Genomic DNA, 20221 nt, shown 5'->3' with positions numbered 1-20221 from the left:
AGACATAGGCAGGTGCGGGCAACAATGAAATCCGCGCCTACCCACGGAGAGAGACATGGCAGAACGCCTAAATAATGACTTTCAATTTCTGGATGTACCACGCCAAGATCCAGAGAAAAAAGATATTACTGTCCGCAAAGCAGAATTTGTGGAAATTTATAAGCCTTTTACATCGGAAACTGTCACTAATCAGACTCACCGTTGTTTAGGTTGTGGTAACCCATATTGCGAATGGAAATGTCCTGTACATAACTACATTCCAAACTGGTTAAAACTCATCGCTGAAGGCCAAATTTTCCAAGCTGCTGAGCTTTGTCATCAAACGAACACACTACCTGAAGTATGTGGTCGCGTATGCCCACAAGACCGTTTATGTGAAGGTGCTTGTACCTTAAATGATGGTTTTGGTGCAGTAACTATTGGTAATGCTGAAAAATATATCAACGATACAGCCTTTGCTTTGGGCTGGCGTCCAGATATGTCAGGCGTAAAATGGACTGACAAAAAAGTTGCAATTATTGGTGCGGGTCCTGCTGGTTTAGGTTGTGCGGATATTCTTGCTCGCGGTGGTGTTAAACCAGTTGTATTCGATAAGCGTCCTGAAATTGGTGGCTTACTTACATTCGGTATTCCAGAATTTAAAATGGAAAAAGATGTAATGAAACGCCGCCGTGAAATCTTCACGGGTATGGGCATCGAATTCCGTTTAAATACTGAAATTGGCACTGATGTAACCATTGATGAATTACTTGCAGAATATGATGCTGTATTCATGGGTATGGGAACTTATACATATATGAAGGGTGGGTTTCCGGGTGAAGATCTTGACGGCGTTTATGACGCACTTGATTTCTTAATCTCTAACGTGAACCGTTGCCAAGGTTGGGAAAAAGACCCAAGTGAATACATCAGCTTAGATGGTAAAAAGGTGATTGTTCTTGGTGGTGGTGATACCGCTATGGATTGTAACCGTACTTCTTTACGTCAAGGTGCTCACGATGTAACGTGTGCATACCGTCGTGATGAAAGCAACATGCCAGGTTCTGCACGTGAAGTAAAAAATGCCTATGAAGAGGGTGTGAAATTCCTATTCAATCGTCAACCGATCGAGATTGTTGGCGACAATGGCAAAGTGACAGGCGTAAAAGTGGTAACGACACAAATGGGTGCACCAGATAGTCGTGGCCGCCGTAGCCCTGAGCCAATTCCGGGTTCTGAAGAAGTGCTGCCAGCCGATGCGGTTTTACTTGCATTCGGTTTCCGTCCAAGCCCAGCGGATTGGTTCGGTAACGCGAATATTAATCTTGATGGTTCAGGCCGTGTTGTCGCAGCTGAACAGCAAGAATTTAAATTCCAGACATCAAACCCGAAAATCTTTGCTGGTGGTGATATGGTGCGTGGCTCAGACCTAGTCGTGACTGCGATTTGGGAAGGCCGTCAAGCTGCTGAAGGCATTTTGGATTACCTTGGTGTTTAATAAATTAATTTGTTAAAACACTCAAAAAAGCCTACTTCAAGTAGGCTTTTTTATTGTCTACCATTAGTCACTTTGATGTTTTTGGCAAATACAATAAGCTTTTTTGCCCTTTTTAGCTTTTTAAGCTCGCGACATACTCGAAACTTCCTTCTTCAATGCAATAGGTGTTGAATATGAACATCGCAGGTATGACGGCAGAAAAATCATATTTAAATCGTCGAAAAACGTTGGGTATTACCGTGCGTCGTCTTGAATTTAATCCAACGGCGATTAAACGGCACTATTTTGCCAATTCTCCTCTCATGTCTCATTTTTTAACTGCACTCTCGTCAACGTTTCCAGTTGGCGAGCAATTTTTCGTAAATAGCGTACGTAATGTACGTGATAAGGTTTCAGACCCTCAACTACAAGCACAAATTGCAGCTTTTATTGGGCAAGAAGCTATGCATTCCAAAGCGCATAGTGAGTTTAATGAAGCTTGGCGTCGTGATGATTATAATCTGGACAGATTTCAAAACTGGCTAAATGAGCGTGATAAATATTTAAGAACGATTCCGCCTAAATTACAGTTGGCTCTTACCTGTGCTTTTGAACACTTTACTGCGTTACTTGGCGCATATGTTTTACAGCATCCTGAGTTATTAAAAACACTAGATGAAGATGCACTAAAACTTTGGGTATGGCATGCGATTGAAGAAATTGAACATCGTTCAGTCGCATTCGATGTCTATCAGCATGTATATGGAGATGATCGTGTGCGTCGTTTACTCATGCGCAGTGTTACGACAGGATTTGCCAGTCTCGCTTTTTATGGGGCAACCCGCTTATTTTGGCAAGATAAGTGGAATAGCTTACCTAAAATCGGAGGTAATTTATTTGGGTCATATTTACTCATAAAAATGCTTGTGCAATTAATGCCTGAATACTTCGCATATTACAAAAAAGATTTTCATCCTAGCCAAAAGGATTACGGCAAAATGGTCGATTACTGGAAAAGTTCTTTGGCAGACGAATATCAAATGGCAAGTTTTCAACAAGAAAAAGACAAAAGATTAAGTTAATAGATAACCGGATTTAAAATCCGGTTTTTTAAAAATCAATAAAATAAAAGCAACACAACAATGCCAAATTCATCATACAATCAAATAAAGAGGTCAAAAATATAAAGAAAAACTTGAGGATAATGTGACGATGAAAAATTTGAAACAACTTGCGATCGCAACGACACTTGCCAGTACCTTACTATTTTCGGGGTGTGGCTATAACACGTTACAAGTAAAAGATGAGGCTGTAACAGCAGCTTGGTCGGAAGTACAAAACCAATATCAACGTCGATCAGATTTGGTACCGAACCTTGTGAACGTGGTAAAAGGTTATGCTAAACATGAAGAACAAGTATTAACCGAAGTGACACAGGCACGTTCAAATGTTGCTGGTTTAAAAGTTGATAAAGAAGTTTTAGAAGACCCAGCTCTACTTGAAAAATATCAACAGGCTCAAAGTCAATTAACTGGAGCTTTATCTCGACTGATTGCTGTGTCTGAAAATTACCCAGATTTAAAAGCCAATACTCAATTCCAAGAATTACAAGTTCAGCTTGAGGGTACAGAAAACCGTATCGCAGTTGCACGTAATCGTTATATTACAACAGTGCAAGATTACAACGGATATGTACGCCAGTTCCCGCAAGCAGTGACGGCAAAAGTAATTGGTATGCATCCAAAAGCCAATTTCTCTGCAGAAGCTTCTGCGCAACAGGCCCCAAAAGTTTCTTTTGATTAATCTTATAAATCAAAGGAGTGCCGTATGAGAAATACTATATTGCTTCAGTCTAAGCAAATTAAGGCCTTTATTGGGACCTTAATTTTGCTCTGTTGTAGTGTCCTTTTTCAGAATACGGCATGGAGTGAAAGTAATATTGCAACTGCTACTGATGAGACCGATGCAGTAGTCGCTGGCAAAATTATTCAAAAGCAGCAAAATCAAACCACTGCTTCTAAAGCGGGTGAACAATCTGCTTCAAGTATTGCTGCTCAGCCTCAAGTTTCTAACGATATGGCAGATGGTGAATCAATTCGTGGTTTGCCAACTTTAAACCAGCCTGTTATTGATCAAGCTAACATTTTAAGCGAGACAGAGAAGCAGCAGCTCGATCAAAAAATTCTAAGTTTATATCAGCAAGGCAAAGCACAAATTGGTATTGTCATTGTTCCCACTACTGGTCAAGAAGATATTTTTGATTATGCATTACGAGTAGGTGAACAGTGGCAATTAGGCTCAGCTAAGCGTGACAATGGATTACTCATTGCAGTTGCGGTAAATGACCACCGTATACAAATTTTAACCGGATATGGCTTAGAAGGCGTATTGCCCGATATTATCGCAAGTCGGATTATTCGAAACCAAATTACTCCTTATTTTAAACAAGCCCAATATGCACAAGGGTTAAATGCAGGGCTCGATGAAATTGGAAGAATTTTAAACCTTGATCCAGAAGTAGCTCAGCAAGCTGCTCAAGATTTAAAAGAACGACAACATCAAGCCGCAGAAGAACAACAAGCCAAGCAAACAACGCTCACAATGGCTTTATTTATTCTTGTTGCCGGAATTGTAGGGTCATTCATTGTAGGACGTCCTCTTAGTGCATCTACTGCTGGTGTTGCTGCGGCAGTGGCAGGTTTTGTAAATGGCGCAGGTTTAGTAACTAGCTTACTACTTGGTTTTGGAATTTTCTTTTTACTCATTACTTCAATTGCCCAACTTATTTTACAGGCCATTCTGAGTGGTTCTGGCGGTGGTGGCCGTGGAGGCGGCTTCGGCGGTGGTGGCGGCGGATATGGTGGCGGCGGAGGTCGTTTTGGTGGTGGAGGTGCTTCAGGCTCATGGTAACAACATCAGAAACAACACAAATTATTACTCATCCCAAAATTGAGGAATCTGTAGAGCCAAGCCTAAAACGTTGGTTTAAACATTTATGCTATTTTCCGGCGAGTAGTCGTTATTTTTCGAAACAAGATAAGCAAACTATTGCCGATGCTGTACAGCAAGCAGAACATGGCCATGTTGGAGAAATACAGGTTGTAATTGAAGGCCATATTCCATGTTCACAAGCTTATAGACAAAATACACGATTAAGAGCACAGCAGTTATTTGCAGAGTTAGGCGTTTGGGACACCGAATTAAATAGTGGCGTATTGTTATACCTAAATTTATGTGAACGTACGGTAGAAATTATATTTGACCGTGGTATTAGAAATGCCACCAATGATCAGGTCTGGCAACAGATTTGTGAATCTATCGTTCAACTTCTTACACAAAAACAATATCAACAAGCTGTAGTGATTGGTGTACAGCAAATTGGAGAGGTAATGTCACGTTTTTATGATGAAAATATGCCAGATCAATCTAATGAATTGGGTAATACTCCGATTATTCTTAATTAACTCGCCTTGAAAATTACTATATTAGCTAATTTTCATAATTTTACTTTTAAAGGTGATTGACAAAAAATGTCACCTATTTATTTGTTTTTAAAGAGAATTTGTTCACAAAAATAAATATAAAGTTTGATGGGTTTCGTTTACTTTTTTTTATATGTGATAAGTTTTAGCGAAAACTAATATGACAATTTTTGTCAGTTATTTACAGTGATTTTATATTTAGTAGATTCAAAAATAGTATAAGTTTTTGTTTTTTAATAAAAATAAAAGTTGGCATGGATGCTGCAATATAGTTGATAGCTGAAAAAGCTTATATAAAAACATACATACAATCTTTGGGGAAAAGGTTATGAATGCACAAAAAGGTTTTACATTAATTGAACTCATGATCGTGGTTGCGATTATCGGTATTTTGGCGGCAATTGCGATTCCGCAATATCAAACTTATATTGCGAAATCACAAGTAACAAGAGCTGTAGATGAAGCTGCAGGTCTGAAAACTGCTTTAGATACATGTATACTTGATGGAAAAGCAACGGCTGCATGTGACTTTGGCGCTACTGGATCAAATATTTTAACAGGTGCTGCTACAGGTGGTTTAAATGGAGCTAATGGTGTTGAATCTGGTAAAACAGGTGTTCCGGTTGCTTCAATAGGTGCGAATGCTACAACTGATTCTACTATTATTGCAACTTTAGGAAATAGTGCAGCTCAAGCTATTGCAACTCAGACTATAACTTGGACTAGAAATGCGGGTACAGGAAGTTGGACTTGTTCTTCAAATGTGTTGCAGAAATATGCGACTTCAGCTTGTCCGACAACTAGTACTAACTAATAATAAAAATAAAAAAACGCACCTCATGGTGCGTTTTTTTATTTAAAAAGTTTACTTCTGGTATTAGCTGTTTATAAATTAGTTAGAACTTCTCTTTTCTTATTTGCATGTATAATTCTCTCAAGTTTTGGTCTCTAACCTTTCACTATGCAAGTATTCTTTCTATTCTTAGCTGCAATCCTGTTAGGTTTTGCATGGTTGTCTCCATTTCACTATAGTCCTTGGGTAATGTTCTCGAGTGAAGTGAGTACTTTTGGGGCTGGGTTATGTGTATTAACCGCTTTAATTCAGCAAAATATTAAAATCCCTAGAGCACAACTCTTGTTGCTGCCATTTACTTTAATTCCAATAGTGCAGTGGAGTTTTGGTTTGGTTTTTGATCTGAGTACAGCCTTATTGAGTTCTTTTTACTTGTTAGGTTTCTGGTTTATGGTCTTGGCTGGTTACAACCTGTCTTTAGATCAACAAAAGCGAGATCAAATCTTTTCTGGCTTTAGCTTGCTCGTAATTATTATATCGCTTTTTACTAGTTTTATTGCAATTTGCCAATGGTTGAATATTGAGTCTCATATTCCGTATGTGCTTAAGTTACTAGGTAACCGTCCTTACGGTAATTTTGGTCAACCCAATAATATGGCAACCTTTTTAATTATTGGATTATTAGGGTGTTTGTATTTATATGAAAAGAATAAAGTAACAATTTGGTTGTTACTGCCTTCAACTCTCATTATTTTATTTACGGTCGCATTAAGTCAATCAAGAACTTCATGGATAGTTTTTCCATTTTTACTCATCTATTGGGCGATCAGGCAGTTTAGAAAGCAAAAAAGATTTGGATTCGCTCAAGGCTTCTTGTGGTGTTTAACATTTTTCTTAATTGCTGGATTCATCTTACCTTATATTACTCAATTCATTGAGTTCTCTACACATACACAGATTACTGAAACAAGTACGTTTGTTGCTCGTGCAGGTTCTGGACATGAGCGTGTAGGTATGTGGATACAAATATTACATGCTATAGCTCAGCAGCCATGGGCAGGGTATGGGTGGAGTCAAACTAGTGTTGCTGTAGTTGATAGTATTCAATATGGAACTGTACATGTATGGTTTAATAGTGCTCATAATGTACTGCTTGATTTAATTGTCTGGAATGGTATTCCATTAGCAGCTGTAATCATTGCTTACTTTGCATGTTGGTTTCTTTGGTTAAATCAACAAGCTAAAGAAACCATCTCGATTGTAGCAATTATGATGGTGTGTGCAGTGCTTATTCATGCCATGTTCGAGTTCCCACAACGCTATGCTTATTTCTTGCTTACCTGTGGTTTCTTGCTCGGTATTGCTCAGGCGCAAACTCCAGTACTCAAGGGAGTTGTACTTAATAAGCAACTTTTTCGCTTAATATGGATAGTTAGTTTACTGCTTATTATTGCGATTTTACGTGATTACAATGTATATGTTTTAAATAGTAATTTACTGTATAAGAATAAAAAGCCAAATGCAGAGTTCATGGGAAGTAGTAAAATTTTTGTTTTAACGCAGTTTGAAGAGCGTTTAAAATGGATTGAACTTAATCCAAAAACTAAATTATCTGAAGCTGAGCTAGTCCAGTGGGGGAACTCGGTAAAGAATAAAGCAACTCCATATAATTTACGTAAAAATGCAAAATTGCTGGCTTATAATGGAAAACCAGAGCAAGCAGAGCAGCAATTATTAATTTTAAAGCATCTTTATAAGCAAAAAATAACGCTACCAGAGTTATTAAAAGAAAAGTAATAAAAAAATCCCCTTGTGCTCAAGGGGATTTTTTTATTAAAAATTACATTTGGCTCTGGATATAATTTTCAATGCCTACGCTGCCAATAAGATCAATTTGAGTATCTAACCAGTCCCAATATTCTTCTTCTTTTTCTAAAATTTCTTGCACAAGATCACGAGTCACATAGTCTTGTTCTGTTTCAGCGAGTGCAACTGTTTTTTGAATCGCTTCTATATTTTCTTTCACTTTACGAATGTCACATTGCAGAACTTCTTCTGTATGTTGGCCGATATAAAGTTTTCCTAAATGTTGAAGGTTAGGTAGGCCTTCCAAAAATAAAATACGTTCAATAATTTTGTCTGCATGTTTCATTTGACGAATTGATTCTTTATATTCGGCAGAACCAAGCTGCTCAATTCCCCAATCATTAAACATGCGTGAATGTAAAAAGTATTGATTAATTGCAGTTAAATGATGATACAGCACTTGGTTAAGCTGATTAATGACATCACGATTGCCTTTCATTGTAGCTACTCCAAAACAATTTCTGCCTCAATTTAATTAAGGCAATCTATAAAAACCATTTTAGTGAACAATCATAGATATGGCGAGTAATTTATGGAACAGCAAATGAAAATCGCAATCAAAAACAACACAATATTAGGAAAGGAGATTTTGCAGCCAAAAAAAACCGCTTGAATGAGGAACTATTAATGTTCCGCAAAAAGCGGTGGAGGAGCTCATAAAATACTGTTAAATGTTTATAATTTTTTTACGCCGCTACAGAAATACGAGCAGCGATTTCTGCTAATTCTTCACTAATGATAGCACGTGCTTCTGGTGCACAGCGTCCACAGCATGTACCAAGATCAAGCAAATCACGAATTTCACGATAGCTTTCAGCGCCATTTTCAACAGCGTCTTTAATATCTTGATCGGTAATGCCACGACACAAGCAAACGTACATGGGAGTGATCCCCAAATATAAATGCGATAATAGATATTATTGATAATTATTATCGTTTGTCAATGAAATTCATTTAAAATCTCATTTATCATCATTGGGATTTTGGATAAAAAAATACCACCTAAGCGGAAATCTAAGAAGAATTTAGATTTTTATGCAAAGATGGTTCATATTTTAAAAGCTAACTATTTAGATATAGATTTTTAAATTTTTTATATCTTATTGATTAATAATTACTATTCCGTCCATTTCTACTAATGCACCTTTTGGTAAGCTTGCTACACCAAGAGCTGCACGGGCAGGATATGGTTGAGCAAAATATTCACCCATAATTTGGTTTACAAGTTGGAAATTTGATAAATCAGTTAGAAAAATATTGAGCTTGGCAATATCTGCAAGTGATCCGCCAGCAGCTTCACAAACCGCTTTTAAATTATCAAACACACGGCGAATTTGAGCTTCGATACCTTCTACAAGTTCCATACTGTATGGGTCTAAACCAATTTGCCCTGAAAGATATAACGTATTATCTACTAAAATAGCTTGAGAGTATGTGCCGATAGCAGCAGGGGCATTTTCAGTATGTATCACTTGGCGGGACATTTGGTTCTCCTTGATTAAATCTCTTTCCATCATAATCGATGATAGGTTTGGACAAAAGTATCATCGATTTAAATGATTAAGTGGATTTGGAAAGTTTGATTTTGTTAAAGAAACATAAATCTGACCAATAGTCCTTGTAAAGACTTAGCTTACTTTTGAAATTTCCATCTGTGGATTAGGCGCATCCAAACGCTCAATACGTGGAAAACCATAATGCATACGTAAATCACGGATGACTTTTGCAATATGTTTACGGTTGTTGACTACAATATTAACAAAAGTTCTTTGCTCATTTGAGTGAACCATTTCTACCCCTGCATTATTTTTACGACATTGATAGATCAGGTCAGATACCTGCTCATCATTCATTGCCATTTCTATAGCAAGGTAGGCTGTAAAACGTACATCATCTACATCATCTGCTTTCCATTGAAGCGGCATGATATTTTCAGGATGTAGATGTTGTTCATGTAGCAAGTTATGACAACGGATGCGATGCACAATTAACCCACGACGTGTTAAATGTCCTTGAATTGGGTCACCTAAAACTGGATTGCAGCAATGCGCATATTTAACGTCGACACCTTCAGTACTTTGAATGAGTCGATCCGAATTTTCTATTTGTGGATGTTTGTCATGAGCAAATAGGTGATTAGCTACAAGTTGAGGAAGTAAGTCACCAACCGCAATTTGTTCAAATAATGTATTTTTATTATCGATATGACGCCATTGTAGTAAATCTAACCAGTCGGCTTCAGAGAGATCATTAATTGAACGGTTAAAGAGTTTTAGTGCTCGAGAAAGTGCCTGTGCACCGACTAAACGCTGTTCTTCAATGTCTTGGTCTTTAAGAACATGCTGTAACGCACGGCGAGCTTTTTGAGTATTAATAAAACTTAACCAGTCTGGATTTGGTGTGGCTAAAACATCTGTAATAACTTCGATAACCTGACCGCTAATTAATGGGGTCGATAGTGGTTTAATCTCGCCATCTACTTTTGCACCAACTGCATGATTACCTAAAAATAAACTTGCTGAATAAGCAAAATCAACTACGGTAGCACCTTGTGGTAACTCATGGAGTTGACCATGTGGTGTGTAAACCCAAATTTTTTCTTGGTGTAAGTAATCTAATAAATCATTAAAAGTCGTTTTTGCACATTCTCCATCAATCAATGTATTTAAGTTCTGCATTGAAGCCTGAATGGCTGAACGACAAGTTTGTGGTGCATTTTCACCAAGCACTACCCCAAAACGGGCAGCTTTACGCATAAGCTCGGTTTGAATGGTAAGAGATAGTGTGGTTTTTTCGCCTTTGAGCTTAATTAATAAAGACTGGTTACCACCAGGTAACGGACGACGAATATGGTCCTGATATTGAATGACCTGAAAGTTTTCTCTTAAAGCATCAACTAGGCGGTCACAGTCGGCAATTGATTGTAAAACGATTTCAAACGCATGACTATGAGTAAGTTCTTGTAAATCCATCTCATTTTTAACGAAATGGCGTAATAATTCGATATTGTTGTTTTTCTTTTTAATACGGCCTTGAATATGATAATTATGAAGAAGTTCAGCGAGGTTTTGTTCCCAGATACTTTGATATTTACATCGCTCTGGTTTGGTTAGACGTAGTGCATTTTGCACGTTATCAAACATATCAAGATCAAGATTTTGATAACAAAGATTTTCTAGATTATCGCCCATTTCATTCATGCCGACTAATCTTGCCATTGGCACAAAGATATCAAAAGTTTCCTGAGCAATGCGGGCACGTTTATCTGGACGTAAAGCACCTAGCGTTGTCATATTATGGTAGCGGTCGGCTAATTTAATAATAATGACACGTGGGTCCTGTAGGGTCGCTTGCAAGATTTTTCGGAATGAAGCGGCCTTGTTAAATTCTTTATCACTTGACTGGCTAAGTTTGGTTACACCATCAACTAGTTCTGCAACAGTCAGGCCAAATTTTTCAGTAATATCTTCTTTGGTATATTGAGTGTCTTCAATAACATCATGCAAAAGTGCAGCCATTAAGGTTTCAGCATCTAAACGCATGTTTGCAAGAATACAGCTGACAGCAATCGGATGCAAAATGTAGGGTTCACCACTTTTACGTGTAATGCCAGTATGTGCTAGATCGGCAAAATCACAGGCAGCAAGCACTTTTTCGACCTCACTTACCGATAAGTAAGGGTCGATAATCAATTTGAGCTGTTGCTTGGCTTGGCTGACCTCTTCGCCTGGCATAAATCACCCTTTTTCCTAATGCTGAAAAACTAAATCTATCTACTTCTTAATGAAAAGCATATTGCGGAACTTGTCAATTTTTTCATTTGAAAAAGTGTATTTTTTTTTCAATGAAAATAATTGCTTTTTTCAATATCTTTAAATACAAGACAAAGCCAAATAAAAAACCACCGCAGAAAAACGATGGTTTTTTTATGAAACAGAATTATTTAGAAAGAAAAACCTTCTAAATTCAAGCTGTTTGTAGAAAGAGCAAGATCAAGACTAGAAGTTTGATAATCTTGTTCACGTTGTTTAAGAATTTCTTTCGTAACGTGCCCTGCCGCGATTTCGCGTAAAGAAACTACAGTCGGTTTGTCGTTATCCCATTCTACAGTTGGCTCCATGCCTTGACGTGCCAATTGACGAGCACGTTTACTTGCAACGAGCACAAGCTCAAAACGGTTGTCTACATGATCTAAACAATCTTCAACGGTGACGCGTGCCATAAAAGTTCTCGTTTTGGAATGGTGAATTTGAACAGACTAAACAGTATAAAAGGCTTTCGATCTAGACTCAAGTTATTCCTGTTTTGGTTGAGGAGTAATCAAGTCTTGAATTAATGTTTGATGACGTTTCGCTTGCTGAGATAATACTAAACGGTTTGCTGTAATTACCGCTTCAAGCTCATGTAAAGCTTTATTAAAGTCATCATTAATAATGATGTAATCAAAATTCGTGTAATGCTGCATATCTTCAACTGCACAGCTTAAACGATGTTCAATGACTTCAACTGAGTCTGTACCACGGTTAGATAAACGCTGACGTAGGTCAAACTGTGTAGGCGGTAAAATAAATATTTGCTTAGATTCAGGAAAAAGTTTGCGTACTTGCTCTGCGCCTTGCCAATCAATTTCAAGTAGAACATCATGTCCTTGAGCTAACTGTTGTTTTACAGTTGCTTGAGAAGTGCCATAGTAGTTACCAAATACTTCAGCGTATTCAATAAAACCTTCATGGTTGACTTGGTCTAGAAATTCATCTTTTGTGGTGAAGTGATAGTGAACACCATCTAACTCACCGGGACGTTGACCTCGGGTAGTATGCGAGACTGAAACATGTAAATTGCTCACACGGTCAAGCAGGGCTTTCACCAAAGATGTTTTGCCTGTTCCTGATGCAGCAGAAACGACAAACAATAGACCCGACATGATATTTTTCCTGATATGATAAAATATCTTCGCTATTGTAGTGTACCGTGCGTTTAAACTGAATAGTTTTAATTGCAAATATTCAAGAGAAATTCCCCTGTTTTATTAATTTTGAGGCTGTTATGGAAATTGTGTTAGCTAATCCGCGTGGTTTTTGTGCCGGTGTTGATCGAGCCATAGCAATCGTCAATCGGGCTTTAGAATGTTTTAATCCTCCTATTTATGTACGTCATGAAGTTGTACACAACAAATTTGTTGTAGATGACTTACGTCAAAGAGGGGCGGTTTTTGTTGATGAGCTAGATCAGGTTCCGGATGACTCAATTGTAATTTTTAGTGCTCACGGTGTTTCAAAAGCAGTTCAGCAAGAAGCTGAGCGTCGAGGCTTAAAAGTGTTTGATGCAACTTGTCCTTTGGTTACTAAAGTTCATATTGAAGTCACTAAATATGCGCGAGAAGGTACAGAAGCCATTTTAATCGGTCATGAAGGACACCCTGAAGTTGAAGGAACAATGGGTCAATATGACAAATTGAAAGGTGGTAACATTTATCTGGTTGAAGATGAGGCTGATGTTGCTGCACTTGCAGTAAGACATCCTGAAAAACTTGCATTTGTGACCCAAACAACTCTATCTATTGATGATACTGCTAAAGTTATTGATGCTTTGCGTGCAAAATTTCCTCATATTCAGGGGCCGCGTAAAGATGATATTTGCTACGCAACTCAAAACAGACAAGATGCTGTACGTGACTTGGCGGAACAGTGTGATGTGGTATTGGTCGTAGGTTCACCTAACTCATCAAATTCAAATCGTTTACGTGAGCTTGCAGAGCGTATGGGCAAAGCTGCTTACCTTGTAGATAATGCTGATCAGTTAGAACAGTCATGGTTCAATGACACTTGCAAAATTGGTGTAACAGCGGGTGCTTCAGCACCGGAAATTCTAATTAAGCAAGTGATTCAACGTTTACAAGACTGGGGCGCGCAAGCACCTAAAGAATTAGATGGACGTGAAGAGAACATAACCTTTAGTCTTCCTAAAGAATTACGCATTCACGTGACTCAAGCATAAAGTGTGACTTATTTAACATACTGATTTTAAAATAGTTAAACAGATAATTGTTGATGTGACGATTATCTGTTTTTTTATACCCTTTATCTGCTTTGTATTTGTTTTGTAAATCTAAGCCGTAAAATTTAAATAATAAATAAAAAATTCTTAAGTTTATTTGGGGTTCTGGGGATGAGGGGAGTTATTCCGCAAGAAGGGTTCACCTTAGTTGAGCTTATGGTGACGATTGCGGTCATGGCTATTATTGCAATGATGGCTGCGCCGTCTTTTACCCAACTTATGGCTAAGCAAAGATTAAATGCGAATACGAGAGAGCTGATTTCTACCTTATCTCAAGGGCGTAGCCAAGCAGTTTTATTAAGAACAAATGTTACCGTTCATTTAGTTGATGGAACCAATACAAATACAGATTTTTATTGGGAACCCACTTCAGGAAATCGAGTAACCGCGCCCACCTCTGTGAGTAGTATTACCTTTGGTCGAGATGGGGCATTAGTTTTAGGTATTTCAGCTGATACCGATTTTGTAATTTGTAATTCAATCGCTAAAACTCAAAAATCTTTTGCGTTAACCCGGATGGGAACTGTTTATACAAAAAATGATGGAACTTGCTCATGAATAAATATAATCAAAAGGGCATAGGGATGATGGAAGTATTAGTTGCTTTACTCATTCTTGCGATAGGGGTTCTAGGATTTACTGCATTGCAGTTAAGAGCCGTTGATGCCACCGATGAGGCAATGAGTAAAATTCAAGCCATGAATCTTGCCAGAGATTTAGCTGAACGTATTCGTGTAAATAGGGCTGCATTTAGTACCTATGGCGATAATTTAAATACAACAACACAAAGTACATCAGCGACTCCAGAATGTATTCAAACAACAAATACAACGCCATGTACTACGTCTGTTCAAATGGCAAATTATGATACGGCACAGGTTGTAAGTCAGGCAAATGATCTAGGAATGACGATTCGGTTACCTGACTGTCAGGTGAGTGGTACTCAAAACCGCAAGTGTGTCTATGTCGCATGGGGAAAAACAAAAGCAATAAATAGTTCTACTGATTCAGATGCTTGTACGAATGGTGGTGCATATTTGCCTCAAGCAAAATGTGTCATCATGGAGTTATATTGAGATGAATAAAATATATATTCAGCAGGGGTTCACACTTGTCGAATTCATGGTAGCAATTGTTTTGGGGCTATTGATTACAGCTGCTGCCACTCAGCTATTTCTTACTGGACAAATTTCTTTAAATACTCAACGCGCGATGGCTGATCTACAGGAAAGTGGAAACTTTGGATTACGCTATATCTCGAATGACATTCGCAAGAGTAACTATGGAAACAATAACATCATAAATGATCGACTGGCTAACGGTGGAATTGTAATAACCACGAGACAAACTTCCCGTTTCCCAGCAGTAGCAAGTCCAACTTATACGGCAGATACGATTCCAACGAATATGCCAGACACAATTCCGTCAACAGTAGCTGTGCCAGTGACAAGTTTCGCTACCAAGGCCAGTAACGTACAAGTTTCGGCGGTACCACCCGCTACTGGAAAGGTAAATCAAGGTAGCGATCAATTAGTTGTCCAGTTCTTTGCAGAGCAGGCCGGCGTTGATTGTGAGGGTAATAATTATGAGGCGAATAGATACATTGTAGAGCGTTTCTTTTTAAGATCAGATTCAAATGCCATATCAAATGAACCTAATACTGCATTAGCACTTGCATGTGAAGCGGGTTCGTATGTAGCGGGTGCCACCACGATTCTAAAAAATCCTTCAACTTCTACGACTGTATTTGGTACGACAGAAGGAGAAATTTTGGTAAGACGTGTAGATCATTTGCACTTTCTGTTAGGCATTTCTGATGATACCAATACAACAAATTTTCGGTATATCTCGATTGGGCAATATCTTGCTTTGAATGCAAATCCGCGTCCGCGAGTCAATTCCATTCAAGTTGGTGTACTTGTACGTTCCAATGAAAGCATTCGTGAGAATGGTTTAGTTTCAAATAACCAAACTTATAAAGTGCTTGATCAAAATGTATCTATTAAAGTGCCGACAGGGAACCCTCCAAAATATTTGCGTACAGTTATTACTCAAACTATCGCCTTGCGTAATGGTTTGTTTTCTCAAGATACGGCGGTAATGTAATGAAAGTACAAAAGGGTTCAACATTAATCGTTGTTTTAATTTTATTGCTAGTGATTACCGTGATTGGGACGTTGGCTGTTCGTCAAAGTCTAACAAGTTTAAATATTGCAACAAACAGTCAAGCGCAGCAGTTGCTCATGCAGTCATCTGATTCTGTACTTTACCGATTAGGTGCCGAAGGCTTCGCTAGTACGAGTGGTAATCCCACAAGTTTACTTGGCTATGCATTACAAAATCAGGGAAAAGAAGTAGTTTTTTGTTTTAGAAGTCAGACCTCTCCTGCAACGTCTTTCTCTGTCGCAAATACAAGTACTTTACAATGGAATGAAGAAAATACAGACATTACTGTAAATGGTGTATCTGGGTTTTGTAATTTGAGTGCTGTAAATGATTATGCTAGTCGTCGCAAAGCACAAATGACACAAGTTGCTATTGTTGTAAATCCACCGCTAAGCACACCTGCACGCCCATTACAAATTGTCACTTTAGGGAGCGATCTTGAAAGTTTGGGAAAATTGGATAATGAGCAAACAAAAAGAATAAGAGTATATGTGACATCTATTTTACCCAATTTATCTGATGCTTCTCAGGCTGCTATTACAAATTGTCTGAAACGTCCAAATAGCCAGCCATTATCAGGTTCAAACTCAACAGTATCGAGTTGTTTACAAGATTTGAATGTTCCATTTAATACGCAGTTTCAGGATTTTGTGTTGAGTACCTATCAACGTCAGAACTCGGTTTAATTGGATTATTGGGGAATAGGTGAAATGAAGATATTAAATACTAAAAAAGCTAAAGTTTTAAAGTATAAAGTACTCGTCATGGCGATATCTGCCATTATGACGAGCACCGTAACAACATCAGTTGTTCGCGCAAGTGATGTGCAGATTTATCAAAATCCAACGGCAACTAAATATCCGATTATTATGTTGGCAATTGATAATTCTTTTAGTATGACAATTAATGATGCCTATTATAACAATACAAGAATGTCACGTTTAGATGCTCTGAAGCGCTCTTTAGTCACTGCTTTACAGGCTTTAAACACAGATGGTACCTATAAAATTCCTAATATCACTTATATGGGATTAACTAAATTTGCTGGTGATGTTAGTAATCCTAGACGTTCTAGAATTTGGGTGCCAGCAAAAAGGCTGGATGCTTTAGTATCAGGGACAAAAACACAAAGACAATTTCTAATAGAGCAGATTAACGGGCTAGGTGCAGATTCAAGTACACCAACTTCAACTTTATTTGCAGAAACTTATGCCTATTTATTAGGTAGCCGTACGGATAGTCCTAATGCTGTAAATAACTTTTCAAATGGTTACCAAGCAGATCTTTCTGGTATGAGTAATGCTGCAACAGGTACTGTTTCAAACGGAAAATACATTGCGCCAATTGAATCTTTACCGAATGAAAATGATAAACAGTGTTCAACACAGGGTGTATTCTTTTTAACCGATGGTGCACCTTCTGGTATTCCAGCAACAAACACACAATTATTGCTTAAGAATGTTGCTGCAAATGCAGGCATCACAGGAGTGGATGCTAATACTATTAGTGGTTCTGTTACAGATGTACCTGCTGTTTATTATAACTATAGTAAAGCTCGTAGTTCAGCTACCACAAATGGTGAGTTTTACGAGATGAAACTATCCGCAACGGTTAATGAGGTGACGACTAATAATACAGTAACAGGTTATCAAGATCGAAGTGGGTGGTCATATATTGCAGATCTAGTTAAAGCGACATCAACAACTGCAACACCTATCTCAAAGAAAAGAATTTATTTAGCTACAGTTGGATTTGGGCCTCTTTTTAATACCGCAGTTAATAGTAGTGGTAATCAGGTTGAAACCTGTGACAAAGATTCAACTGGACGCAATATCCATTGTTATATTGGTTCTGGGGGAGCTGTAAATACCAATCTGGGTAATTCTGATACTAGTCCTTACTCTAACACTCTTAATGCTGATGCATTAAAGATGTTGGGAGATAAAGTTGGTGAAGGTGATACTTATGGAACCGATAAACCTATTGGTGGCTATACCTATGCAGATACAGGTGAAAAAGTACAAAATGCTTTATTAAGGTTTGTAGGCGCAATTTCACAAGGGACTTTTGAGGCAGCTAGTTTCGGGACTTATGTGGTACCAGCTGATCCAATGGCAACCAGTGCATCTTATTCTTATGTTTTTGCACCACAGTTTCAGCCTAAAGTAAGTGGATCGGGTGGGACAATAGTCTCTACGCAACAGTTATGGTTAGGGAACCTTAAAAAATATACCTTAAATTCATCTGGTACTATGGTTGATGTGAATGGTAATACCGTATTAAAAAATACAGGTGGTATTAATACTTTAACTCAGGACTTTTGGAATGCTGAGAATATTAATGATGGAGACGATGCTCTCAAAGGTGGGGCGTGGTCACAACTATCAGTTCCAAATACGACTTCAGGTACGCTCAGCACGGTAACTAATGCTTCAGATATTCAAACCCGGCCTCTCTACATTAATGCAACTATTCCGACAGCTTTAACTGATGCGAATAAAAATAAAGTTGTAGCTGCAAATAGTTTAACTCAACTGAGTACGCAAAATGTTCTGACTGCTAGCTATATTGACAATACAGCAGGTTCAGGAACGACAGCATGGCGACAAAACGTTTACCAACCTTATCTGTTATCTGCACTAGGTTATAAGCTTACAAAAACTGAATTAGAAGCCAAAACCGCAGGCTATAAGTGGGATACTGTTGATAAAGTAAAAAACTTAAACGTTATGCAGCAAATGGGTGGCGTATTACATTCTGACCCATTACTAGTGACTTTAGAAGCCAAATATGACCCAACTACAGGTGCAATTTTAAGTAATACTCAAAGTACAGTAAACCGTAAAGATTATATTGTGATGGGATCAATACAAGGTTTACTACACATACTGAATCAAGCCACTGGTAAAGAAGAAATGGCTTTTCTTCCCAATGAAATTCTTCAGGATGTTAATCGTCGAGATGCTTTATTAGATGTAAGTAATACAACAACATCTACAACAAATCCATTTTATGGTATCGATGCTCAATGGGGTTCATGGATCGAATATAATGTTGATGCGACGAATAATAAATTTAAAGCCAATATTGCCAATATTTATGGTGGTATGCGTATGGGTGGAAAAAGCTATTATGGCTTAAATATTAAAAATCCAGCAGATCCAAAATTTTTGTTTCAGATTGACCCTGTAAATGGGGTAATTAATAGTGGTACCAGTGGTGTGTTTGCTACAGGGAACCAAGTAACTGCACTTCAGGCAATGGGGCAGAGTTGGTCCAAACCGACACTTGCAAAAATTCGTCTCAATAATCAAGTTAAAAATGTCATGATTGTAGGAGGTGGATATGATCCAGCTTATGAGACGGATGGTTATCAGCCGACTTCAACCACTGTAAATGCTGGCGCTGGTATTTATATTTTTGATGCGACTACAGGTGCTTTATTGTGGGATGCTCGTTACGGTAGTAGTAATAGCACTAGTACGGTTGACGTCAAGGATAGTAATTTAAAATATAGCGTAGTGAGCCAAATCAAAGCTTTCGATCGAGATGCAGATGGTTTGGTTGATAATTTATATTTTGGTGATTTAGGTGGGCAAATCTTTCGCGTTGACTTGAATAATGGTTATGGAACATCAACAACAAATTTTGGTCGAGTAAATCGACTCGCGAACTTTTCAGCACTTAACCAGCGTTTCTATGAAATGCCGACTTTAAGTATTCATGATCGTAACGGTAGCCGTTTTGGTGTGCTTGGTATTGCTTCTGGTAATCGAAGTTTTCCACTGAACAAAGCCAATAGCTATGATAATCGAATTTATGCCTTATATGATTATGATATTGCTTCATCGAATTTATACAATTCAACATTCTCTAAAACAAGTAATTTAACAGAATTAGATTTATATGATTGGAGTCTTATTGCCAGTACAAATGTAGCAAATCTGATGAATAATACTAAAAAGGGTTGGTACTATGTTTTGCGTGAAACTGATGGAACAGCCCAAACTGCAAATACAGGTACAGTAAAAGCACTTAATGGATACCTTGTGGTTGCAAATACCGCTCAATTTTCAGATTTCTACGTATCTTTATATAATCCAAATCATGCTTCAACCAAACAGCCAAATGCGTGTACAGGTGGTATTACAGGTTCAAGTGTAATCCGCCGTTTATGTTTACCTTATGGGGTTTGCGGGGATGCAACCGATGCTGCTCATTTTAATGAAAATAAGATTGGTGGCAATGTGGGTAATGCTTCTGATGGCATTAGTAAAATTAATGCGGGAGGATTTTCAAATGGCGTAAATAATTTGATTAAACTCCTACCAGAAGTTGGGCGAAATTACAAAACGACAAAAATATTTCAAAGTACAAATTGGTATGAGCGACAATAGGAGA

Annotated in this window: 19 protein-coding genes and 2 pseudogenes; 13 read left to right on the top strand and 8 right to left on the bottom strand. The window is 38.0% G+C overall.

Annotated features, from left to right (window positions below):
* Positions 1–55 precede the first annotated feature (55 nt).
* From OD757_RS11370 to OD757_RS11340, 7 genes are all read left to right on the top strand, one after another.
* Positions 56–1477: an FAD-dependent oxidoreductase gene (locus tag OD757_RS11370; protein ID WP_009392028.1), complete on the top strand. Its 1422-nt coding sequence runs from the start codon at positions 56–58 to the stop codon at positions 1475–1477.
* Positions 1478–1650: 173 nt separating this feature from the next.
* On the top strand, positions 1651–2538 hold the full coding sequence (locus OD757_RS11365) for a metal-dependent hydrolase (RefSeq protein ID WP_263031933.1): 888 nt from the start codon (positions 1651–1653) through the stop codon (positions 2536–2538).
* A 130-nt stretch (positions 2539–2668) separates the two neighbouring features.
* Positions 2669–3259 (top strand): LemA family protein, encoded by a 591-nt coding sequence (locus OD757_RS11360; protein WP_009392013.1) that lies wholly within the window; start codon positions 2669–2671, stop codon positions 3257–3259.
* Between the two features lie 24 nt (positions 3260–3283).
* The gene (locus OD757_RS11355; RefSeq protein WP_263031932.1) at positions 3284–4366 is read left to right on the top strand and encodes a TPM domain-containing protein; all 1083 of its coding nucleotides are present in this window, start codon (positions 3284–3286) and stop codon (positions 4364–4366) included.
* Positions 4360–4920 (top strand): TPM domain-containing protein, encoded by a 561-nt coding sequence (locus tag OD757_RS11350; RefSeq protein WP_263031931.1) that lies wholly within the window; start codon positions 4360–4362, stop codon positions 4918–4920. Before OD757_RS11355 ends, OD757_RS11350 begins: the two co-directional genes overlap by 7 nt.
* A 346-nt stretch (positions 4921–5266) precedes the next feature.
* Positions 5267–5752 carry a pilin gene (locus OD757_RS11345; protein WP_263031930.1) on the top strand — a complete coding sequence of 162 codons (486 nt, stop codon included), beginning with the start codon at positions 5267–5269 and terminating at the stop codon, positions 5750–5752.
* Positions 5753–5899: 147 nt separating this feature from the next.
* Positions 5900–7528: a PglL family O-oligosaccharyltransferase gene (locus OD757_RS11340; protein ID WP_263031929.1), complete on the top strand. Its 1629-nt coding sequence runs from the start codon at positions 5900–5902 to the stop codon at positions 7526–7528.
* Positions 7529–7571: 43 nt separating this feature from the next.
* On the opposite strand, the gene bfr is transcribed toward OD757_RS11340, so the two are convergent.
* The 7 genes and pseudogenes from bfr to gmk form a co-directional block, all read right to left on the bottom strand.
* The gene (gene bfr / locus OD757_RS11335) at positions 7572–8036 is read right to left on the bottom strand and encodes a bacterioferritin (protein WP_042895434.1); all 465 of its coding nucleotides are present in this window, start codon (positions 8034–8036) and stop codon (positions 7572–7574) included.
* Positions 8037–8283: 247 nt separating this feature from the next.
* Positions 8284–8478, bottom strand: a complete 195-nt coding sequence (locus OD757_RS11330) for a bacterioferritin-associated ferredoxin (RefSeq protein ID WP_009392016.1) — start codon at positions 8476–8478, stop codon at positions 8284–8286.
* A 219-nt stretch (positions 8479–8697) separates the two neighbouring features.
* Positions 8698–9081, bottom strand: coding sequence for a RidA family protein (locus OD757_RS11320; protein WP_002116996.1), 384 nt, complete (start codon positions 9079–9081; stop codon positions 8698–8700).
* 144 nt (positions 9082–9225) lie between these two features.
* Complete coding sequence (locus OD757_RS11315; protein ID WP_263031928.1) at positions 9226–11331, bottom strand: RelA/SpoT family protein; 2106 nt, start codon at positions 11329–11331, stop codon at positions 9226–9228.
* A 39-nt stretch (positions 11332–11370) separates the two neighbouring features.
* Positions 11371–11460: pseudogene (locus OD757_RS11310) on the bottom strand (hypothetical protein); the annotation flags it as partial.
* Positions 11461–11540: 80 nt separating this feature from the next.
* Positions 11541–11819 carry a DNA-directed RNA polymerase subunit omega gene (gene rpoZ / locus OD757_RS11305; protein WP_002116990.1) on the bottom strand — a complete coding sequence of 93 codons (279 nt, stop codon included), beginning with the start codon at positions 11817–11819 and terminating at the stop codon, positions 11541–11543.
* A 72-nt stretch (positions 11820–11891) separates the two neighbouring features.
* A complete protein-coding gene (gene gmk / locus OD757_RS11300) occupies positions 11892–12521 on the bottom strand; it encodes a guanylate kinase (protein ID WP_009391949.1) in 630 nt (209 codons plus the stop codon).
* Between the two features lie 122 nt (positions 12522–12643).
* Between gmk and ispH the strand changes: the two genes are divergently transcribed.
* Positions 12644–13594 (top strand): 4-hydroxy-3-methylbut-2-enyl diphosphate reductase, encoded by a 951-nt coding sequence (gene ispH / locus OD757_RS11295; RefSeq protein ID WP_198078162.1) that lies wholly within the window; start codon positions 12644–12646, stop codon positions 13592–13594.
* On the opposite strand, the pseudogene OD757_RS11290 reads toward ispH, so the two are convergent.
* Positions 13560–13926: pseudogene (locus OD757_RS11290) on the bottom strand (hypothetical protein); the annotation flags it as partial. The gene ispH and the pseudogene OD757_RS11290 overlap by 35 nt on opposite strands.
* Here OD757_RS11290 and OD757_RS11285 point away from each other — a divergent pair.
* Genes OD757_RS11285 through OD757_RS11265 form a run of 5 tightly spaced genes read left to right on the top strand, consistent with a single transcriptional unit; the run spans position 13811 to position 20217 of the window.
* Positions 13811–14212, top strand: a complete 402-nt coding sequence (locus tag OD757_RS11285; protein WP_411267187.1) for a Tfp pilus assembly protein FimT/FimU — start codon at positions 13811–13813, stop codon at positions 14210–14212. The pseudogene OD757_RS11290 and the gene OD757_RS11285 sit on opposite strands and share 116 nt — an antisense overlap.
* Positions 14209–14730, top strand: a complete 522-nt coding sequence (pilV, locus tag OD757_RS11280; RefSeq protein WP_263031926.1) for a type IV pilus modification protein PilV — start codon at positions 14209–14211, stop codon at positions 14728–14730. The genes OD757_RS11285 and pilV overlap by 4 nt, the downstream gene beginning before the upstream one ends.
* A 1-nt stretch (position 14731) precedes the next feature.
* Positions 14732–15760 carry a PilW family protein gene (locus tag OD757_RS11275; protein ID WP_263031925.1) on the top strand — a complete coding sequence of 343 codons (1029 nt, stop codon included), beginning with the start codon at positions 14732–14734 and terminating at the stop codon, positions 15758–15760.
* Complete coding sequence (locus OD757_RS11270; protein ID WP_263031924.1) at positions 15760–16506, top strand: PilX N-terminal domain-containing pilus assembly protein; 747 nt, start codon at positions 15760–15762, stop codon at positions 16504–16506. The genes OD757_RS11275 and OD757_RS11270 overlap by 1 nt, the downstream gene beginning before the upstream one ends.
* A 24-nt stretch (positions 16507–16530) precedes the next feature.
* Positions 16531–20217, top strand: a complete 3687-nt coding sequence (locus OD757_RS11265) for a PilC/PilY family type IV pilus protein (protein WP_263031923.1) — start codon at positions 16531–16533, stop codon at positions 20215–20217.
* Positions 20218–20221 lie beyond the last annotated feature (4 nt).

This window comes from Acinetobacter sp. AYS6 (assembly GCF_025630795.1).
GTDB lineage: Bacteria > Pseudomonadota > Gammaproteobacteria > Pseudomonadales > Moraxellaceae > Acinetobacter.
The sequence above is the reverse complement of the archived record's forward strand: the minus strand, read 5'-3'. Positions and strand labels throughout refer to the sequence as shown.